The 16,715-nt window shown below is 52.2% G+C and carries 16 protein-coding genes; 14 read left to right on the forward strand and 2 right to left on the reverse strand.

What is annotated here, in order from left to right; genetic code table 11:
• Positions 1 to 80 precede the first annotated feature (80 nt).
• The 3 genes from IE076_RS10950 to IE076_RS10960 are packed head-to-tail and all read left to right on the forward strand — an operon-like array spanning position 81 to position 4,910.
• Complete coding sequence (locus IE076_RS10950) at positions 81 to 650, forward strand: TetR/AcrR family transcriptional regulator (RefSeq protein ID WP_189436799.1); 570 nt, start codon at positions 81 to 83, stop codon at positions 648 to 650.
• 42 nt (positions 651 to 692) lie between these two features.
• Positions 693 to 1,748 carry an efflux RND transporter periplasmic adaptor subunit gene (locus IE076_RS10955; protein WP_209009030.1) on the forward strand — a complete coding sequence of 352 codons (1,056 nt, stop codon included), beginning with the start codon at positions 693 to 695 and terminating at the stop codon, positions 1,746 to 1,748.
• 24 nt (positions 1,749 to 1,772) lie between these two features.
• Positions 1,773 to 4,910, forward strand: a complete 3,138-nt coding sequence (locus IE076_RS10960) for an efflux RND transporter permease subunit (protein WP_189436801.1) — start codon at positions 1,773 to 1,775, stop codon at positions 4,908 to 4,910.
• A gap of 328 nt (positions 4,911 to 5,238) precedes the next feature.
• On the opposite strand, the gene IE076_RS10965 is transcribed toward IE076_RS10960, so the two are convergent.
• Both IE076_RS10965 and IE076_RS10970 read right to left on the reverse strand, forming a co-directional pair.
• Positions 5,239 to 6,267, reverse strand: coding sequence for a P1 family peptidase (locus IE076_RS10965; protein WP_189436802.1), 1,029 nt, complete (start codon positions 6,265 to 6,267; stop codon positions 5,239 to 5,241).
• Positions 6,268 to 6,497: 230 nt separating this feature from the next.
• Positions 6,498 to 7,022 (reverse strand): flavin reductase, encoded by a 525-nt coding sequence (locus IE076_RS10970; protein WP_244649650.1) that lies wholly within the window; start codon positions 7,020 to 7,022, stop codon positions 6,498 to 6,500.
• A gap of 389 nt (positions 7,023 to 7,411) precedes the next feature.
• On the opposite strand from IE076_RS10970, the gene IE076_RS10975 reads away from it, so the two are divergent.
• The 11 genes from IE076_RS10975 (at position 7,412) to IE076_RS11025 (ending at position 16,698) form a co-directional block, all read left to right on the forward strand.
• On the forward strand, positions 7,412 to 8,122 hold the full coding sequence (locus IE076_RS10975; RefSeq protein ID WP_209009031.1) for a phytochelatin synthase family protein: 711 nt from the start codon (positions 7,412 to 7,414) through the stop codon (positions 8,120 to 8,122).
• A 447-nt stretch (positions 8,123 to 8,569) separates the two neighbouring features.
• Positions 8,570 to 9,505, forward strand: coding sequence for an ABC transporter permease subunit (locus tag IE076_RS10980; RefSeq protein WP_189436803.1), 936 nt, complete (start codon positions 8,570 to 8,572; stop codon positions 9,503 to 9,505).
• Positions 9,505 to 10,839, forward strand: a complete 1,335-nt coding sequence (gene livM / locus IE076_RS10985) for a high-affinity branched-chain amino acid ABC transporter permease LivM (protein ID WP_189436804.1) — start codon at positions 9,505 to 9,507, stop codon at positions 10,837 to 10,839. The genes IE076_RS10980 and livM overlap by 1 nt, the downstream gene beginning before the upstream one ends.
• Positions 10,836 to 11,681, forward strand: a complete 846-nt coding sequence (locus IE076_RS10990) for an ABC transporter ATP-binding protein (protein ID WP_189436805.1) — start codon at positions 10,836 to 10,838, stop codon at positions 11,679 to 11,681. The genes livM and IE076_RS10990 overlap by 4 nt, the downstream gene beginning before the upstream one ends.
• Positions 11,678 to 12,409, forward strand: a complete 732-nt coding sequence (locus tag IE076_RS10995; protein ID WP_189436806.1) for an ABC transporter ATP-binding protein — start codon at positions 11,678 to 11,680, stop codon at positions 12,407 to 12,409. Before IE076_RS10990 ends, IE076_RS10995 begins: the two co-directional genes overlap by 4 nt.
• 12 nt (positions 12,410 to 12,421) lie before the next feature.
• The gene (locus tag IE076_RS11000) at positions 12,422 to 12,781 is read left to right on the forward strand and encodes a DUF6867 family protein (protein WP_189436807.1); all 360 of its coding nucleotides are present in this window, start codon (positions 12,422 to 12,424) and stop codon (positions 12,779 to 12,781) included.
• A gap of 206 nt (positions 12,782 to 12,987) precedes the next feature.
• The gene (locus IE076_RS11005) at positions 12,988 to 14,088 is read left to right on the forward strand and encodes a branched-chain amino acid ABC transporter substrate-binding protein (RefSeq protein ID WP_189436808.1); all 1,101 of its coding nucleotides are present in this window, start codon (positions 12,988 to 12,990) and stop codon (positions 14,086 to 14,088) included.
• Between the two features lie 196 nt (positions 14,089 to 14,284).
• Positions 14,285 to 14,770, forward strand: coding sequence for a lysozyme inhibitor LprI family protein (locus IE076_RS11010; RefSeq protein WP_189436809.1), 486 nt, complete (start codon positions 14,285 to 14,287; stop codon positions 14,768 to 14,770).
• A 6-nt stretch (positions 14,771 to 14,776) separates the two neighbouring features.
• Entirely contained in the window at positions 14,777 to 15,331 is a 555-nt protein-coding gene (locus IE076_RS11015; protein ID WP_209009032.1) for a hypothetical protein, read from the forward strand.
• A gap of 316 nt (positions 15,332 to 15,647) precedes the next feature.
• Positions 15,648 to 16,040, forward strand: a complete 393-nt coding sequence (locus tag IE076_RS11020; protein WP_209009033.1) for an AprI/Inh family metalloprotease inhibitor — start codon at positions 15,648 to 15,650, stop codon at positions 16,038 to 16,040.
• Positions 16,041 to 16,089: 49 nt separating this feature from the next.
• The gene (locus IE076_RS11025) at positions 16,090 to 16,698 is read left to right on the forward strand and encodes an AprI/Inh family metalloprotease inhibitor (RefSeq protein ID WP_189436811.1); all 609 of its coding nucleotides are present in this window, start codon (positions 16,090 to 16,092) and stop codon (positions 16,696 to 16,698) included.
• The last annotated feature ends 17 nt before the right edge of the window (positions 16,699 to 16,715 follow it).

A 16,715-nucleotide genomic window follows, 5' to 3' on the forward strand; every position in this document is an offset into this window, starting at 1 on the left:
TGGACGGTACAAAAACCGACTGGACGGTACAAAAACCGACCAGACGGTACAGGCTCCGATCAGAGGAGAAGGATACCAGCGTGGAAACAACAGCAGAACATATTCTGGATGCCGTCGAGCGTCTGGTTTGCCTCGAAGGAACCCGGAAGCTGACCATTGATGCGGTCGCTGCCGAGGCGGGCATGTCCAAAGGCGGCGTGCTTTATAATTTTCGAAGTAAGCATGAACTGTTGTTGGGTGTGATCCGCAGAGTTGTTTGTGATGTTCGCAAGAGAACCTACGCGCTGAGTGACAAGTTGAAAGAGCAAGGAGTGGCCTGCCCAATTTTGGCGGCGAGCTTCCAGATCTACAAGGACTATCGAGAGAAGACCGCTCCCAAAGCGTTGTTTGCTCTTGCGGCTCAGGAGCCTGAACTGGTCGCTGAATTTCAGGAGATGAGCACTGAGTTTGGCAAAGCGGTCAGTAACGAGATTAGTGATCCGGTTTTGGGGCACATGTGTTTGCTCATCATCGACGGGCTTTATTACCGCCAGGCTCTGGATATTGAAAACTACGGCACTGGCGAAATTGATGAACTTATTGATCGCGTGTTGGAAATCACCTCCCAGAATGCCCAGTACGCTAAATTGAACGCTGAAGCTGGAAACTAAGGTAAAATGCAGAAAATAAGCGGAAAAAGTAGAATAGGGCGCTTGGGTGTACCTGTTTTTGTCGGGGCACTTGCTCTGCTGCTTGCAAGTTGTCAGGAAAAAGAAGTTGTTGAGGCAGCTGAAACAGTTGCGCCTCGCCCAGCTCGTGTCATGGTCGTTTCCGAGGTTGATGACCTCTTTACCCGTGACTTTACCGGCCGTGTTGATGCGGTTCAGACCGTGGATCTGGCATTCCGTGTCTCTGGTCAGCTTGTTGAACTGCCGGTGGTTGAAGGTCAGCGCATTGCAAAGGGTGACCTGATTGCAGCTCTCGACCCAACTGATTTTGAGAATGCGGTTCGCGAAGCTGAAGTGAACTATGAGCAGAAGAAGAAAGACCTGAAGCGTTATGAGACGCTGAAAAACAAGCAGGTCATTTCTGAAGGTGCATATGATAACGCAAAGACTGCGTTCGACCTTGCTGCGGTTACCCTTGATAAAGCGCAGCAGAATTTGGGCTACACACGGATTGAGGCGCCTTACGATGCGATCGTAACCTCTCGTCTGCTCGATAACTACACCATTATCAATGGCGGGACGAGCATTGCGCGTGTTCAGGACATGAGTGAAGTGCGCATCAATATCGATGTGCCTGAACGGTTATTTGCTCAGGCAACTGAGACATCTGTTCTGAAGATGACTGCAGAGTTTCCTTCTCATCCGGGCAAAGTGTTTCCGCTGGAATATCGTGAACACCGTACCGAAGCTGACAAGGTCGCTCAGACCTACCGCGTAACTTTGGCGGTAAAGGATGCTGCTGGGTACAACATCATTCCGGGCATGACTGCAAGTGTCAAAGTGAAGCTGAATGCTCTTGATGAAGCTCACAATACTGCGTTCTTCGTACCAACCTCCGCTGTTGGATCTTCACCAGACAAGACCCCTTACGTTTGGGTTGTTAATGAAGACGAGAAGCGTGTGGGTCGTCGCAAAGTCGAGCTGGGAACTGTGCTTGGAGCCTACATTCCAGTGCTCACTGGCCTCAATGACGGCGAAATGATTGTTACAGCCGGTGTGAGCCATCTGAGCGAAAACCAGCAGATCGTACCTAAGCTGTAAGAGTAGCGTCTAGGAGTTATTGAAATGGATATTGCACGCTACTCAATTGAGAAGCCGGTCAATGTCTGGATGGTTGTTCTGATTGCTCTTTTAGGGGGCATTTGGGCTCTGGGCGGCATTGGTCGACTGGAAGATCCGGCATTTACCATTAAAGAAGCGCAGGTAATCACCTCCTATCCGGGTGCAAGCGCTGCAGAAGTTGAAGAGGAAGTCACTGAGCGGCTCGAGAGTGCCATTCAGCAGATGCCTCAGCTGAAACAGGTTCGTAGTACATCTGAACCGGGTCTTTCCCGTATTCAGGTGGAAATGAAAGACACATATGACGGCAGCGAGTTGCCTCAGGTGTGGGATGAGCTGCGCCGCAAAGTGCATGATGAAATTCCGCAGTTGCCAGCGGGTGTGCGTACTCCAATTGTGTACGACAGCTTTGGCGATGTGTTTGGCATGTACTATGCCTTAACGTCTGATGGATACTCCAACCGGGATATCCGCAAGACCGTTAAGGAACTGCGCCGCGAGCTGCTGACTGTCGATAATGTTGCTAAGGTTTCTGTGCTTGGCTTGCCTGAGGACGAGATCGTCATTGCGATGGATCAGGACCGACTGGCACAGCTTGGTATTACCATTGCTGATGTGCAGAATGTTCTGAATGCAGAAAACGCAATTCAGGCAAACGGCACAACGGTTTCCGGCGACCTGCGCATTCGCATCTCGACTGTTTCTGCCTTTGACAGTTACCGCAGCATTCAGAACCTAATGATCGGTAATCCGGGGTCCACGGCGATGGTTCGCCTTTCGGATGTGGCAACGCTTTCTGTTCAGGAGCCTGAGAACCCTAAGGTTCTTGTGCGTCATAACGGTCAGCGAGCGGTTACTTTGGGCGTTGCTGCGATTGAAGATACAAACGTGGTGGCTGTTGGTCAGGACGTTGAAGCTCATCTGAATATGCTGCGTGCGAACCTGCCTGTTGGTATGGAAATTGTTCCTATCTACGAGCAGCACAAAGTGGTTGACGAGGCTGTTGGTTCCTTCGTGTGGAACCTTGTGATGTCGGTTTCCATCGTGATTGTGGTGCTTGGCATCTTCATGGGCTGGCGCGCTGCTGTTGTGGTTGGATCTGTCCTGCTGCTGACCGTGCTTTCCACGATCCTCCTGATGAAACTGGGCGGGATTGAGCTTGAGCGTATCTCGCTTGGTGCGCTGGTTATCGCCATGGGCATGTTGGTGGACAACGCGATCGTTGTTGCCGAAGGAATGATGATCAACATGCAACGTGGTATGCGGCCGATCAAAGCAGCGTCGACCGTTGTTGAGCAGACCAAGTGGCCGCTGCTGGGCGCAACCGTTATCGGGATCATGGCGTTCTCTGGTATCGGTCTTTCCAGTGACAGTACCGGTGAGTTCATGTTCTCGCTGTTTGCGGTTGTTGGTATTTCCCTGTTGATGTCCTGGTTGTTCGCGATCCTGGTTACACCGCTGTTTGGTAAGTACTTCTTCAAGATGGCTTCCATCTCCGGTGATGAGCATGATCCGTACCGTGGCTTCATGTACACCATGTTCCGCAAAACCTTGGTGCTGACCTTGAAGCTGCGCTGGCTGTCGCTGGTGGTTCTGATCGGTGTGACCGTTGTTTGCTTCTGGTCGTTCCAGTTTGTTGGAAACTCCTTCTTCCCGAACTCCGCGACCCCGCTGTTTTATGTGAACTACTGGCTGCCTCACGGTACCGATATTCACGCGACTGCACGTGACATGGAGAAGCTGGAAAACGAGATCTTGTCTTTGCCGGGTGTTGTTTCAACCAATACCTTTATCGGTCAAGGCGCGACCCGCTTCATGCTGACTTACGCTTCGCAGGATGGTAGTGCCAACTATGGTCAGGTGATCGTTCGTACGGAAAATACGGATATCATTGATGATCTGGCAGTGAAGATCCGCGAATTCGGTTTTGCCGAGTTGCCTCAGGGACAGGTGTACACGGAACGTCTGGTGTTTGGTCCTCCGTCCGGTGCTGATGTGCAGGCGCGTGTCTCTGGTCCGGATGCTGATGTTTTGCGTCAGATCTCCGAGGACATGATGGCGATCTTCAAGGATCCTCAGTATCGCTTGAGTGATGTGCGAACGGACTGGCGTGAGCGTGAGCTGGTGATGCAGCCGAAGTTCGATGAGCAGCGTGCGCGGATTGCCGGGATTACGCGTCAGGATCTGGCGACTGCGGTTCAGTTTACCTCTGATGGTATCCGTACAGGTAGTTACCGTGATCTGGATGAAGACATTCCGATTATCGTGAAACGTCAGCGCGGAGAAGGCGAGACTGCGTCCGAAGCTCTTGTAAACACACTGGTTTGGAGCTCTCAGCAGCGCAAGTACGTGCCGATCGATCAGGTCACATCCGGTGTTGCTACGGTGGCTGAAGATACTTTGATCCGTCGCCGGGACCGTGTGAAGACCATTAGTGTGCTTGGTGCGAGTGCGCCGGATGAGTTGGCGTCGGTTGCGCATGCTCGAATTCGTGGAGTTATTGAGGCTGTTCCGCTTCCTGATGGGTATTCCATGGAGTGGGGTGGTGAGTACGAAAACTCCAAGAATGCGAACGAGTCGCTGGGTACGAAGGTTCCTGTTACCTTCCTTGTGATGATTGTTATCTCCATCCTGCTGTTCTCTAAGGTGCGGGAACCACTCATCATCTGGCTGATTGTGCCGATGTCTATCAACGGTGTTGTGATCGGGCTGCTTGGAACGGGCCTTCCGCTGGACTTCATGGCGATCCTTGGTGTGCTGTCCTTGTCGGGCATGCTGATCAAGAATGCGATCGTTCTGCTGGAGGAGATCGACCTGCAGCTGGAAGAAGGCGGAGATCGCTTTGATGCTGTTGTGCGTGCGAGTGTTTCTCGTTTGCGTCCGGTGTCTATGGCGGCGATCACGACGATCCTTGGTATGGCGCCGCTGATTGTTGATCCGATGTTCGCGAGTATGTCTGTCACCATTATGGGTGGTCTGGCGTTTGCGACGGTGCTGACACTGATTGCTGTTCCGCTGCTGTTCATCATCTTCTACCGGATCCGTCCGGGTGAGGGTGCTGGACAGGGCAAGGCGAAGAACTCCTTGAAAGAATTGGAAGATAATGCTTCTGATGGTCACAAGGCTGAGCCGGAACCAGCCTAAGAAAAAGGCTCTCCCGGTTACATAAAACCGGGAGAGCCTTCTGGAATAACAAAGGGCGGCGTATATTTACCGCAACGCATCGTCCTTTGTTCCCCCGCGTCGCCTCTGATCCCAACACCGGAGGCGGCGCACCTTTTTTGCCAGTGGGCAAAACTTGATTGTCACCTGTTTTCCTTCAAGAAAACGGGCTCTTCATCCCAAAAAATACAGCGGAAATGTCAGTGTAGCTTACGGTTTGCGCTGATTTGCGCCGTTTTGCGTTATCCTGCGTTTTTTAGGTTTTTCTTGCGTTGTTTTGTAGCTTACCCGAACCAGTTGTATCTGCGAGTTAACATTCTCGTGATCCGTATCGGCTTTGCCAGGTTGGTACCGTATCGCCGGGGTACTCTTTGGCATTGTACACACCGCGAGCGATGGCACGGGAGACTGTCTGAGCGGCGTAGGCGCCAAGCTCCAGCAGGTCGATCATGGGGTTTTGCATTTTCCGCTTGCCGGTAGAGATCACAAAGAGCAGATCGCCGTCCATGGGCGTGTGGGCTGGCCAGAGCGCGCGGGCGTAGCCGTCGTGGGCGGCGGTGGCGATGCGCTTGCATTCGGACTTGGTCAGGATCAGGTCGGTGGCAACGATGCCGATGGTGGTGTTTGCGCTTGGGGATACGTCAATTGTGCCGAGGCTGAATTTGGTTTGTACGTGGTGTGCGGTCTCCGGCATTTCTGCTGGCCAGCCCAGTCCGCCAAATTCGGCGTTTTGTTCTTGTGGCGCTGCCCAGAAATAAGGGGTGTCGCCAATGGTGGGGCGGCCCAGAGCGTTGACGGCGATCAGAGCGCCGACCGTTCCGCCGTTTGGCAGCGTGAAAGAGGCAGAGCCCAGCCCACCTTTCACGTCGGCGGTGGTGGCGCCAAAGCCTGCGCCTGCGGTGCCGAGTTCAAACTCCTCTGCGGCGTTGTCTACGGCTTCGATCCCCATTTCGCGGTAGATGGGATTTCTGCCCCATGACTTATCCCCACCATTGCGAAGATCGAATAGAATGGCTGTGGGGGTAATTGGAATGATAGCACTGCCGATACGAAAACCTTTGCCGAGTTCTGCCAGCCGGACCTGTACGCCGCTGCCTGCATCCAGCCCGTATGCAGAGCCACCTGACAGGACAAGGGCGTCAATGGCGTTGACGGTTTGCTCCGGCTCCAGCAGGGCGAGGTCGCGCGTGCCGGGAGCGCCGCCCATGATGGCGGCGGAGGCTACGGCTTGTTCGTCCGGAATGAGAACGGTGACCCCTGACTTGGTTTTTTCGCAATGGGCGTTTCCAACCTTCAATCCCGGAACGTCGGTAATCAGATTGCGTTGGGCTGAGGTCATGGCACTTCCCTAAGTCATTTTCGAAAAATTCACGCAGCGCCCACGTGTTAGTCTTATCGCAAATGCGCTCAAGAGCACGTGGCGGGCATGGCTATGGGCTGATCAAGCTCCAAGCCATAATTACAAAAAGTATCGCAGACCCAAAAAGGGTATGCCCTTATCAGTGATACGCGCAAACAAATTTGAGATAAAGGGCTCCTATTTTAGAAAATGGAATAGGAGCCGGTATCTTAGACAGAATGATAGTTTCGGTCGAGGTAGATCAGGGCTGGGGCAAACTCACCCAGCCGTGCTGCAACGACCTCACCGAAGATAACAGAGTGGGTGCCTACTTCTGTCACTTCTTTAATGTGACAATCAAAGCTGACTCGCGCGCTTTCCAGAATTGGACTGCCGGTTACCAGAGTGCCCCAGTTTCCTTTTGTAAAGCGTTCTTCCATTGGCAGATCACCTTCGCCTGCAAAGGCGTTGGACAGGTCTGTGTGATCGTGAACGAGCGTGTTGATGGAGAAGACGCCGTTGTCTTTGACGATCTGGTTTACGCGGGCGCTGCGGTTGAGGCAGACAAGCAGGGTCGCGGGACTGTCAGAAACGGAACACACAGAGGAAACGGTTGCGCCAACACGGCCTGCGTGACCAGCACTGGCGAGCAGGTGAACCGATGCGCCCAAACGACTCATAGCCTCTCTAAACTCGTGAGATGCCAGTGTCTTGTTGTTATTCTCAAGTGGCGCCATGGTTATAGCTGTCGTCATTCAGTTCGTTCCAAGATATTCCCAGAGATACGCTCTCTGGTTCACACTATGTAGCGTCTATTAGTAGGGTTTCGTCGTCTAAAAATGACGGTATTCGAATTAGAGTAATTATAGATATTTATAGAGAAAAGCTAGTTCAACAATGAGTGTCCGACCATTTTACCAGAGACTGGTTTAGATTAGAACTCATCCTAAAATATAGTGCCTGCGAGTGACCTTTATGTGATGCCGATATTATGTCCATTTTGACGAGTATCGTCGCATGATCGCATAGCAAAAGTAATGGTATCAGCAATAGGATAAGGCTAGTGCTTGGCGAGACGCTCAATGTAACTTTGGTCAATTCGCAGAGTTTCGAGTTTCTGGCAGCCAGCCGAAAATGAGAAGTGATGATGAAAATCAACCGACTTGCTATATTCGGCGCTGCTCTGCTCCTGACTGGGGCTTATGCAGGCAGTGCCTTTTCAAGTGACGACGATCTCATTTATCTGACCGAACCTGCGGGTCAAAGCCTCTTTGAGGACTCTGAAATCAAGTCGGATTACTTTCCGCTGGCAAGTTATTTAGAGACACAGAAGGTCGTTACTTTTTGCGGACCGGCGACAATTGCTAATGTTCTAAACAGTCTGGATGTGCCCCGTCCACCAGTGCTGCTTCTCAGTCCCTACGGTTACTTTACTCAAGAGAATGTCTTTACGCCTGAAAATCAGCAGGTGAAGGGTTATCTGGGTGTTTTCACAAGTGGCATGAATCTGGAACAGTTAGCTACCTTCTTTGCTAATCTTGGCGTGCAGTCGGATTTCCATTATGCCAGTGATCTGACAACCGACGAACTACGTGATATCGTTACAGAAACCCTGCAGGATACTGATAAGCGGTTGGTCATCAACTACACGCGGCAGGCTATTGATCAAGACGGTGCAGGGCATATTTCACCCGTGGCTGCTTATGATGAAGACAACGATAAAGTGCTGATTCTGGATGTGGCGAAATACAAATACCCGCCTGTCTGGATAACCATGTCTGAGCTGCACGATGCGATGTCTGGAGTTGATTCAGACTCAAATCTTAGCCGTGGCATTGTTGTGGTGTCGAAATAACGCTCACCTGACTAGCGAACTCTCCAATTCCTTGGGTGCCTAGACCCCTTGATGGCAGCTGGTTAGCGATCCATCAAAAAACTTCAGGTGTCATCTTGCGGTTGCGTTGTCGCGAGGCCCAGTATAAATCAATCATGATATATTACAAATTTACATAAAAATCTCCCAATTGGGTGAGGGAGATTCACGTTTTAGTTGCGAAAATTCATTCTCAATTGCTGTCTTTGTAAAATTTCCTGAGCGGTTAGCTGTAGGTGTTTCGGCTCTTACGAAATAAAAATGCGTTTTATGCGTAGAAATCGTATAAAAGTTCCAATATACGGGCTTATAAATATGGGTAATATACTTACAGGGGAGCTTACCTTAAAATATCGGGGGTCTGAAATCGGAGGCGTTCAGATCGGACAGCAACTAATAGCTGATCTCATTCGGGGAACAAAATAAAACATGGATTACTTTCTCCAGCAACTTATCAATGGCGTTACGCTTGGGTCCATTTATGGCCTCATCGCCATTGGTTATACTATGGTCTATGGAATCATCGGCATGATTAACTTCGCCCACGGCGATATCTTCATGGTCGGTTCTTTCATTGCACTTGTTATAATTGTCGCACTTGGAATTACAGCTGCTACTCCAGTGCTTCTTTTGATTTTAGCTTTGGCTCTCGTATTGGTTGTGGCCATGGCATTGACGGCTGTTTGGGGGTGGACAGTCGAGAGAATTGCTTACCGGCCTTTGCGTGGCTCATTCCGCCTTGCGCCGCTGATTACTGCAATTGGTGCATCAATTGCTCTTCAGAACTTCGTTCAGGTTTCTCAGGGTGCGAAGAACAAGCCGCTTCAGCCGCTGATCTCTGGCGGATTTCAGCTGACAGATGGTGGTGCTGACGGGTCCGGTTTTGTGGTGAACCTGTCCTATGTACAGATCCTCATCGTGGTGACGACCGTTATCCTCATGCTCGGTTTCACCTACCTCATCAACAATACAAGTCTTGGTCGTTCGCAGCGTGCCTGTGAGCAGGACCGCAAGATGGCTGCTCTGCTTGGTGTGAACGTTGACCGCACCATTTCCCTGACCTTTGTGATGGGCGCTTCTCTGGCTGCCGTCGCGGGTCTGATGTTCCTGCTCTACTACGGCGTTGTGGACTTCTACATTGGCTTCCTTGCCGGCGTGAAGGCGTTTACCGCTGCGGTGCTGGGCGGAATTGGGTCTTTGCCGGGCGCGATGCTTGGTGGTCTTTTGATTGGCCTGATCGAGACATTCTGGTCCGGTTATTTCTCAGTTGAATACAAGGACGTGGCTGCGTTCTCGATCCTCGCGATCGTGCTCATCTTTATGCCGGAAGGTCTTCTCGGCCAACCTGAGGTGGAGAAGGTATAATGCAAGCAAGACAAAGAGACAGCTTACTTGTTGCAAGTTTGAAAGACAGTTTGGGCGGTGCGGTGATTACCTTTGCACTTGCCTGCGTCATGGTGGGTCTTAAGGTTGACGTGGCATCCGGGCGTGGTGCGGAACTCTTCCTTGAGCACCGCTGGTTTGCGGTTGCGGTTGCGGTGGTCACCGTGTTTGCCGGTCGCTTTCTGATGAATATGTTCTTCTGGAAGCGTGACGATGCGCCAAGCATCGGGCTTTCCGGTTTTCTGCCAAAAGGCGGTTTGGGGAACGGCACTACGAGTGTTCTGAAGTACGCGATGGTTGCGCTGGCGGTAGTGCTTCCATTTGCGTTGATGTTCTGGCTGGGTGCTCGTGGGTCCCGTCAGTATATTGACCTTGCCATTTTGGTGCTCACCTATGTGATGCTGGGATGGGGCCTGAACATCGTGGTTGGCCTTGCTGGCCTGCTCGACCTTGGGTATGTGGCGTTTTATGCGGTGGGGGCTTACTCCTACGCGTTGCTGGCGCACTACTTCGGGTTCTCGTTCTGGCTCTGCCTGCCGCTGGCCGGTATTCTGGCTGCGTTCTGGGGTATCATTTTGGGCTTCCCGGTACTGAGGCTTCGAGGTGACTATCTAGCCATTGTAACGCTTGCGTTTGGTGAGATTATCCGCGTTGTGCTGCTGAACTGGTACGAGTTTACCGGTGGTCCTGATGGTCTTTCCGGCATTCCACGTCCTAGCTTCTTTGGCTTGGAGTTTACCCGCGGTGAAGGTGGGTTTGCGGACTTCTTCGGTTTGAAGTTTAGCAGTATCCATCGCATTATCTTCCTGTACTATCTCATCTTCGCGATGGCCTTGTTTACAAACTTTGTAACCATGCGCTTGCGCCGGATGCCGATTGGTCGTGCATGGGAAGCCTTGCGAGAGGATGAAATTGCCTGCCGTGCTCTTGGCATCAACACAACGACAACCAAACTGACAGCCTTTGCTCTTGGTGCGATGTTCGCTGGCTTTGCAGGGTCTTTCTTTGCAACGCGTCAGGGCTTCATCTCTCCTGAGAGTTTCACCTTCCTTGAATCCGCGATCATTCTTGCGATTGTGGTTTTGGGTGGTCTTGGCTCACAGATCGGCGTGGTGATCGCTGCGATTGTGATGATCGGTGGCTTCGAATTCTTCCGCGAGTTTGAAGAATACCGCATGCTTGTCTTCGGTATGATCATGGTGGTGATCATGGTTTGGAAACCACGTGGATTGATCTCAAGCAGAACGCCGAGTGTGGCACTTTCCAAAAACGCAAAGGGCATCTCTGCCGATCTTGTTCAGGAGGGCCACGGATGAGCACCTGGGACACAAACCCTGTTCTGAAGGTTGAGCACCTGACAATGCGCTTTGGCGGATTGACGGCGATCAACGACCTGAGCTTTAACGTGGGGCGCGGTGATATTACTGCGCTGATCGGGCCGAACGGTGCGGGTAAAACCACAGTGTTTAACTGCATCACCGGCTTTTATAAGCCGACTGAAGGCCGTCTGGTCATGAACCGGTCCATTGGTGAAAAGCACCTTTTGGAGCGGATGGCGGATTTTAAGATTACGGCGGACGCGAAGGTTGCCCGTACGTTCCAGAATATCCGGCTGTTTGGCGGGATGACCATTTTGGAAAACCTGATGGTGGCACAGCATAATCCGCTGATGGTTGCCTCCAACTGGACCATTGGTGGTCTGCTCGGTCTGGGTGGTTACAAGAAGTCCAATGTGGATGCGATTGAAACTGCTAAGTACTGGCTGGAGCGGATTGATCTGATCGACCGGGCGGATGCGCCTGCGGCTGATCTTTCCTACGGCGATCAGCGCCGACTGGAGATTGCCCGTGCCATGTGTACTGGCCCTGAGCTTCTTTGTCTGGACGAACCAGCTGCTGGTTTGAACCCGAAAGAGAGTTTGGAGCTGAACAATCTGCTTCAATACATCCGTAAAGAGCACGACACCTCTGTTTTGCTGATCGAGCATGACATGTCTGTTGTGATGGAAATCTCCGACCACGTGGTGGTGCTGGATTACGGCGTGAAGATTTCCGACGGCACCCCTGAGTTCGTCAAGAACGATCCGCACGTGATTGCGGCTTATCTGGGTGTTGAGGATGATGAAGTGGAGTTGGTTGAAGAGGAGGTGGGTCTATGAACGCGCAACAACCACTCCTGAGCATTCGCGGAGTAGAAACCTTCTACGGCAAGATCCAAGCGCTGCACGGCGTTGATCTTGATGTGTATGATGGTGAGATCGTGACGCTGATCGGGGCGAACGGAGCGGGGAAATCCACCCTGATGATGACCGTTTGCGGTACCCCGCAGGCTCGCAAAGGCTCGGTGACGTATTGTGGTGAGGACATCACCTACAAGCCGACTTTCGAGATTATGCGGACCGGTATTGCCCAGTCACCGGAAGGACGCCGTATCTTCCCACGCATGACGGTTCTAGAGAACCTGATGATGGGCGGTATGGTTGCCGGGAACGAGCATTTTGAGGAAGACCTGCGCCGTGCGTTTGAGCTGTTTCCGCGTTTGAAAGAACGTCAACAGCAGCGCGGCGGGACTTTGTCTGGCGGCGAGCAACAGATGCTGGCGATTGCCCGCGCTCTGATGAGCCGTCCGCGCCTGTTGTTGCTGGATGAGCCGTCTCTGGGTTTGGCTCCGATTATCGTGTCGCAGATTTTTGATGCGATCCGGGAGCTGAACCGTACGGATGGTCTGACTGTGTTCCTTGTTGAGCAGAATGCGTATCACGCACTCAAGCTGGCTCACCGGGGCTACGTGATGGTCAACGGCACAATTACCATGACCGGCACAGGTAAGGAGCTTTTGTCTCGTGAAGAGGTGAAGGCAGCTTATCTTGAAGGCGGCGCGCACTAAGGAGGCGAAGAGATGGGTATTCTTTACGGCAGCTCTATGTCTGCCTTTATTGTCCTGGTGGTTATTCTTGGCGGTTTGGCTGCTGCTGCTACCGGTCGCTCTGTTGCGACCACGTGGCGACCGTTGCCGATCCTGTTCTGGTTCATCTTCCTGTTGACCCTTGCGATCCGGTTCCTGTCATTTGCACTGTTTGAAGAGCCTCTGCTTTCTATTCAGTATCTTGTGGTGGATTACGCGATTCTCATAGGCATCGCGCTGGCGAGTTATCGCATGACACGGACCACGCAGATGGTGACTCAGTATAGCTGGCTCTATCAGAAGGTGGGTCCATTTGGCTGGACGTTGAAACCTGGTCAGAAAGATAATTACTAATTCGCAAAATTACTTAGATAATTGTTGCGCATCTGGTCAGTTCTGGTTCACACTAGTGACTGGCTATGCATCCGGATGATGAGCACGGAGAGGTCTCATTGTTGGAAGCATCGAGCAGGCGAGGGGTTTGCCTGCTCAAATGGGAGACATTGCTGTTTCCCGTTCAATTTCAATTAAGAAATGCACCTGAGTTGGGGAGTTTTTTTATGAAAAAGTATCTTTTGGCAAGCGTTGCCGGTGTTGCTGCTATGGCAATGTCTGGCGCAGCTATGGCTGAAATCGTTATTGCTACTGCAGGCCCAATGACTGGTCAGTACGCATCGTTTGGTGCGCAGATGAAAGCTGGTGCGGAACAGGCTGTTGCTGACATCAACGCAGCTGGCGGTGTGAACGGCGAGATGCTTGTTCTGGAAGTTGGTGATGATGCATGTGACCCTAAGCAGGCTGTTGCTGTTGCAAACCAGATGGTTGGTAAGAACGTAGCGTTCATGGCTGGTCACTTCTGCTCCGGTTCTTCTATCCCAGCTTCTCAGGTTTATGCTGAAGAGGGCATCGTTCAGATCACTCCAGCATCCACCAACCCGAAGTACACTGACGAGCGTCCTGGTCCTGGCACCTACCGTGTTTGTGGCCGTGATGACCAGCAGGGTAAAGTTGCAGGTACCACACTTGCGACCGAATTCGGCGATCAGAACATTGCTGTGATCCACGACAAGACTGCTTACGGTAAAGGTCTTGCTGATGCGACCAAAGCTGTGATGAACGCTGCTGGCAAGCAGGAAGCTCTTTATGAAGCTTACACTGCTGGTGAAAAAGACTACACCGCGCTGGTTTCCAAGCTGAAGTCTGAAAAAGTCGACGTTCTTTACGTTGGTGGTTACCACACTGAAGCTGGTCTGATGAAGCGTCAGATGGTTGATCAGGGCATGGACACCATTCTGGTTTCAGGTGACGCTCTTGTGACTGACGAGTACTGGTCCATCACCGGTCCTGCTGGCGCAGGCACCCTGATGACCTTCCCGCCGGACCCACGTAACAACGCTGAAGCTGCTGCTGTTGTGGCTGCTCTTGAAGCTGCTGGCAAGACCACTGAAGGTTACGCACTTTACACCTATGCTGCGATCCAGACATGGGCGAAAGCTGCTTCTGCTGCAGGTTCCACTGACTATGACGAAGTTGTCGACGCACTGAACAACGGCAAGTTCGACACTGTTCTGGGTGAGCTGTCCTTTGATGAAAAAGGTGACGTGTCTCTGCCAGGTTACGTTTGGTACGAGTGGAAAGACGGTTCCTACGGTTACCGCTAAGATTTAAAGCCTGAGATTATTCAGGTTTTTGAGAGGGTTCCGGGGCAGCGCTCCGGGACCCTTTTTTGTTGAAATAGAGCAAGGCTGGCAGAGCCTTGTTAAGAATAAATCTGCTCAGTCCGCAATTGGATGCACCGAACTATATCTGGCTTAAGCTTCAGTGCTTAAGCTGCGCTTTCCTAACTGAAGGTGTGCGATGATTGTTCGTTGTTTGGCGTTACTTGCCGCTCTGGGTTTGTCAGGTGCTGCGCTTGCCCAAGGCTCCCGTATTTCGCAGTCTGAAGATGTGATGGTGTTTGATCAGTGCCTTCAAGAAGCGGGGCTTGCGTTCAACCCCAGAGTCCAGTGCATTGGACGGGTGTTTGAAGCTTGCCTTGAGAAGCAGGAGGATGACAGCACCACCAACGTGCGGGAATGTTATTCAAGAGAAACAGCGCTTTGGGAGCGACTGATTGCTGATGTTGATACGAACCTGGAGCGACGGCAGGAAAGTGCAGCCAGAACCGAGCTGGGTGAGGCTAGCCGGACCTGGGAGGCATTTCGAAATAGTGCCTGCAACATTCCGTATGTTCTGAACCTACAACGGGAGCCTGCCTCTGTTCGGGGCATGGAGTGCTTTAACCGATCAACAGCGCTTTGGGCGCTTCAGCTTGCAGAATTTGTGCGGCCAGCGGGGAACTAGAGCTATATGAGAAATTTCACATTGGTCATGGTTTTGTCTGCCTTCTGGTCTGGCTCAGCGTTTTCCGCGCAGCAGGTTGATCTGTCGCTTTGTGTGGCTGGTGATGGCAAAACGCCGGTTCCAAGGTGGGAGGTTGTCGGGGCATCTGTGGAGGCCCCTGAGGGTGAAGAGGCCAAGCCGTTTAGTTTCTCTGTTGCCTATCCTCCTCCGGCCTATCACAGTTTGATGGCGCATTTGCGTGTCCAATTGGGGGATCTGGATGAAGCCTCTTGCACTGCTTTACGCGATGACCTTGTAAGGGCGCGGGAAAGCTCCGGTCAGGATGTGCCCCTTGTGGTCCAGTGGTTGTTTGATGATGGTGGCGCGCAAGATGATGTACGATCGCTGGATTTTAACGAATTGCCAGAATTCACGATGGGCGGCTGCTGGCTTGATGGTGTCTATCAATTTGTTGCGCAAGACGATGTAGATGCTGACGCTGAGGCGTACACGCTGACGTTGGTGCCCATGGAGGCCGTTCAGGAAGCTGATGAGTTTTGCCGTCCTATACAGGAAGGGTAATTTGACTGTCGCAGTCGCTGGGTGGGAACTCAGTCTTTTTTGGAACTCGGGCACCCTCTTCAGGGTGGCTAATGCTTTCAAGTCTTTGATGTAATCAACTTATTCGTGCATAGCTCAGAGTTTTTTCTGTTCAAACCCCGTCTGGACTTACTAGTCTGATATATTAATTTGATTCAAATCGTTTGCAGTGGGAGACTGGGGAGGCGCGTGCAGGTAGCAGACGTGGGTGTTTGAATGGTTTACCTGTGCATGGTCTGGGGTAGTCATGCAATATAGAACCCTTTTGATTTCAATATGTTTTGCTGCAGCTGGGTGCATGCCACACCAAAGTGGCGATATGGCTGATCTGGTGGAACCTGCGGTGATGAAAGCCAGGGCCAAACCCAGTGTGCCAGTTCCTGCAAAACCAGAGGCAGAGCGTGCGGCAGCGGCTGCGCTTGCTGGCAAATGGTCGGTCGTGCGCGCCGGTGGTCAAAGGCCTTGTGCATTGCAATTGAAGACTGCCCAGTTTGGCGCAAATTATGCTGCAAGTTCAGTGTGTTTTGGTAGACCGAATGTGTGGGCATGGACTATAGAAGAGGATGCATTGGTCCTGTTTGATCACAAGAGTGAGGTGATCGGATCTTTTCGCAGGAGTGAGACGGGCGGTTGGAATGAAGCGAAAGAGGGTGGGGGCCCTGCGCTTCGTCTCGTCCGGCTGGGGTCGTAGCCCCGTCAGATCTTGCGAGACATAAGAATGCCGTTCTGGGGGGAATGGAATGAAAAGGTTTGTTGTTGCCGCAAGCATGTTGGCGCTTGCTGGCTGCCAAAGTGCTGGCGGGCGCGCGGAGTTGAACCGCGCGGCTGATCTGGACACGTCAGCCAAGGCAACCGACAGTGAGAGCGCAGCTCCTGACCAAATCACACAAGGCATACCCTATTACAATGGAGATGGCGCGGTTGTTCCGCAGGCAACGGATGGATCAGAGCAGGTGGTTCTGGAACCGGGTTCTGAATTAGCGTTTAGCTCTGGTTCTACGGCTGCAGCTGCATTTGGTAAGGACGCGGAGCCTGAGCCAAAACCGGTCGCCTATGCGGCGAACCTGGCGGGAAGCTGGCATGTTGACCTGAGCTCTGAGGGACGTGTGTGCCAGTTGGAGCTGGGCAGCAAGCCAAAGCGCGCTGGCTTTAACGCGAAGGCGAGCGAGTGCATGGACCGTGACTTGTTCTTTGTTTCTAATTGGGGTGTGAGAGACGAGGAACTCTTGTTGTTTGATGACCTTTCCCGCATCAAAAGCAGCATGCGGATGACCGGGCAAGATCGCTGGGAAGGGCAGCTGGCAAGTCACAGCAAGCCCATCACCATAACAAGGCGAGCCGCTGAGTAAGAGCCAGCGGTTTGAAA

The sequence above is a fragment of the Pseudovibrio japonicus genome (assembly GCF_014651595.1).
Lineage (GTDB): Bacteria > Pseudomonadota > Alphaproteobacteria > Rhizobiales > Stappiaceae > Pseudovibrio > Pseudovibrio japonicus.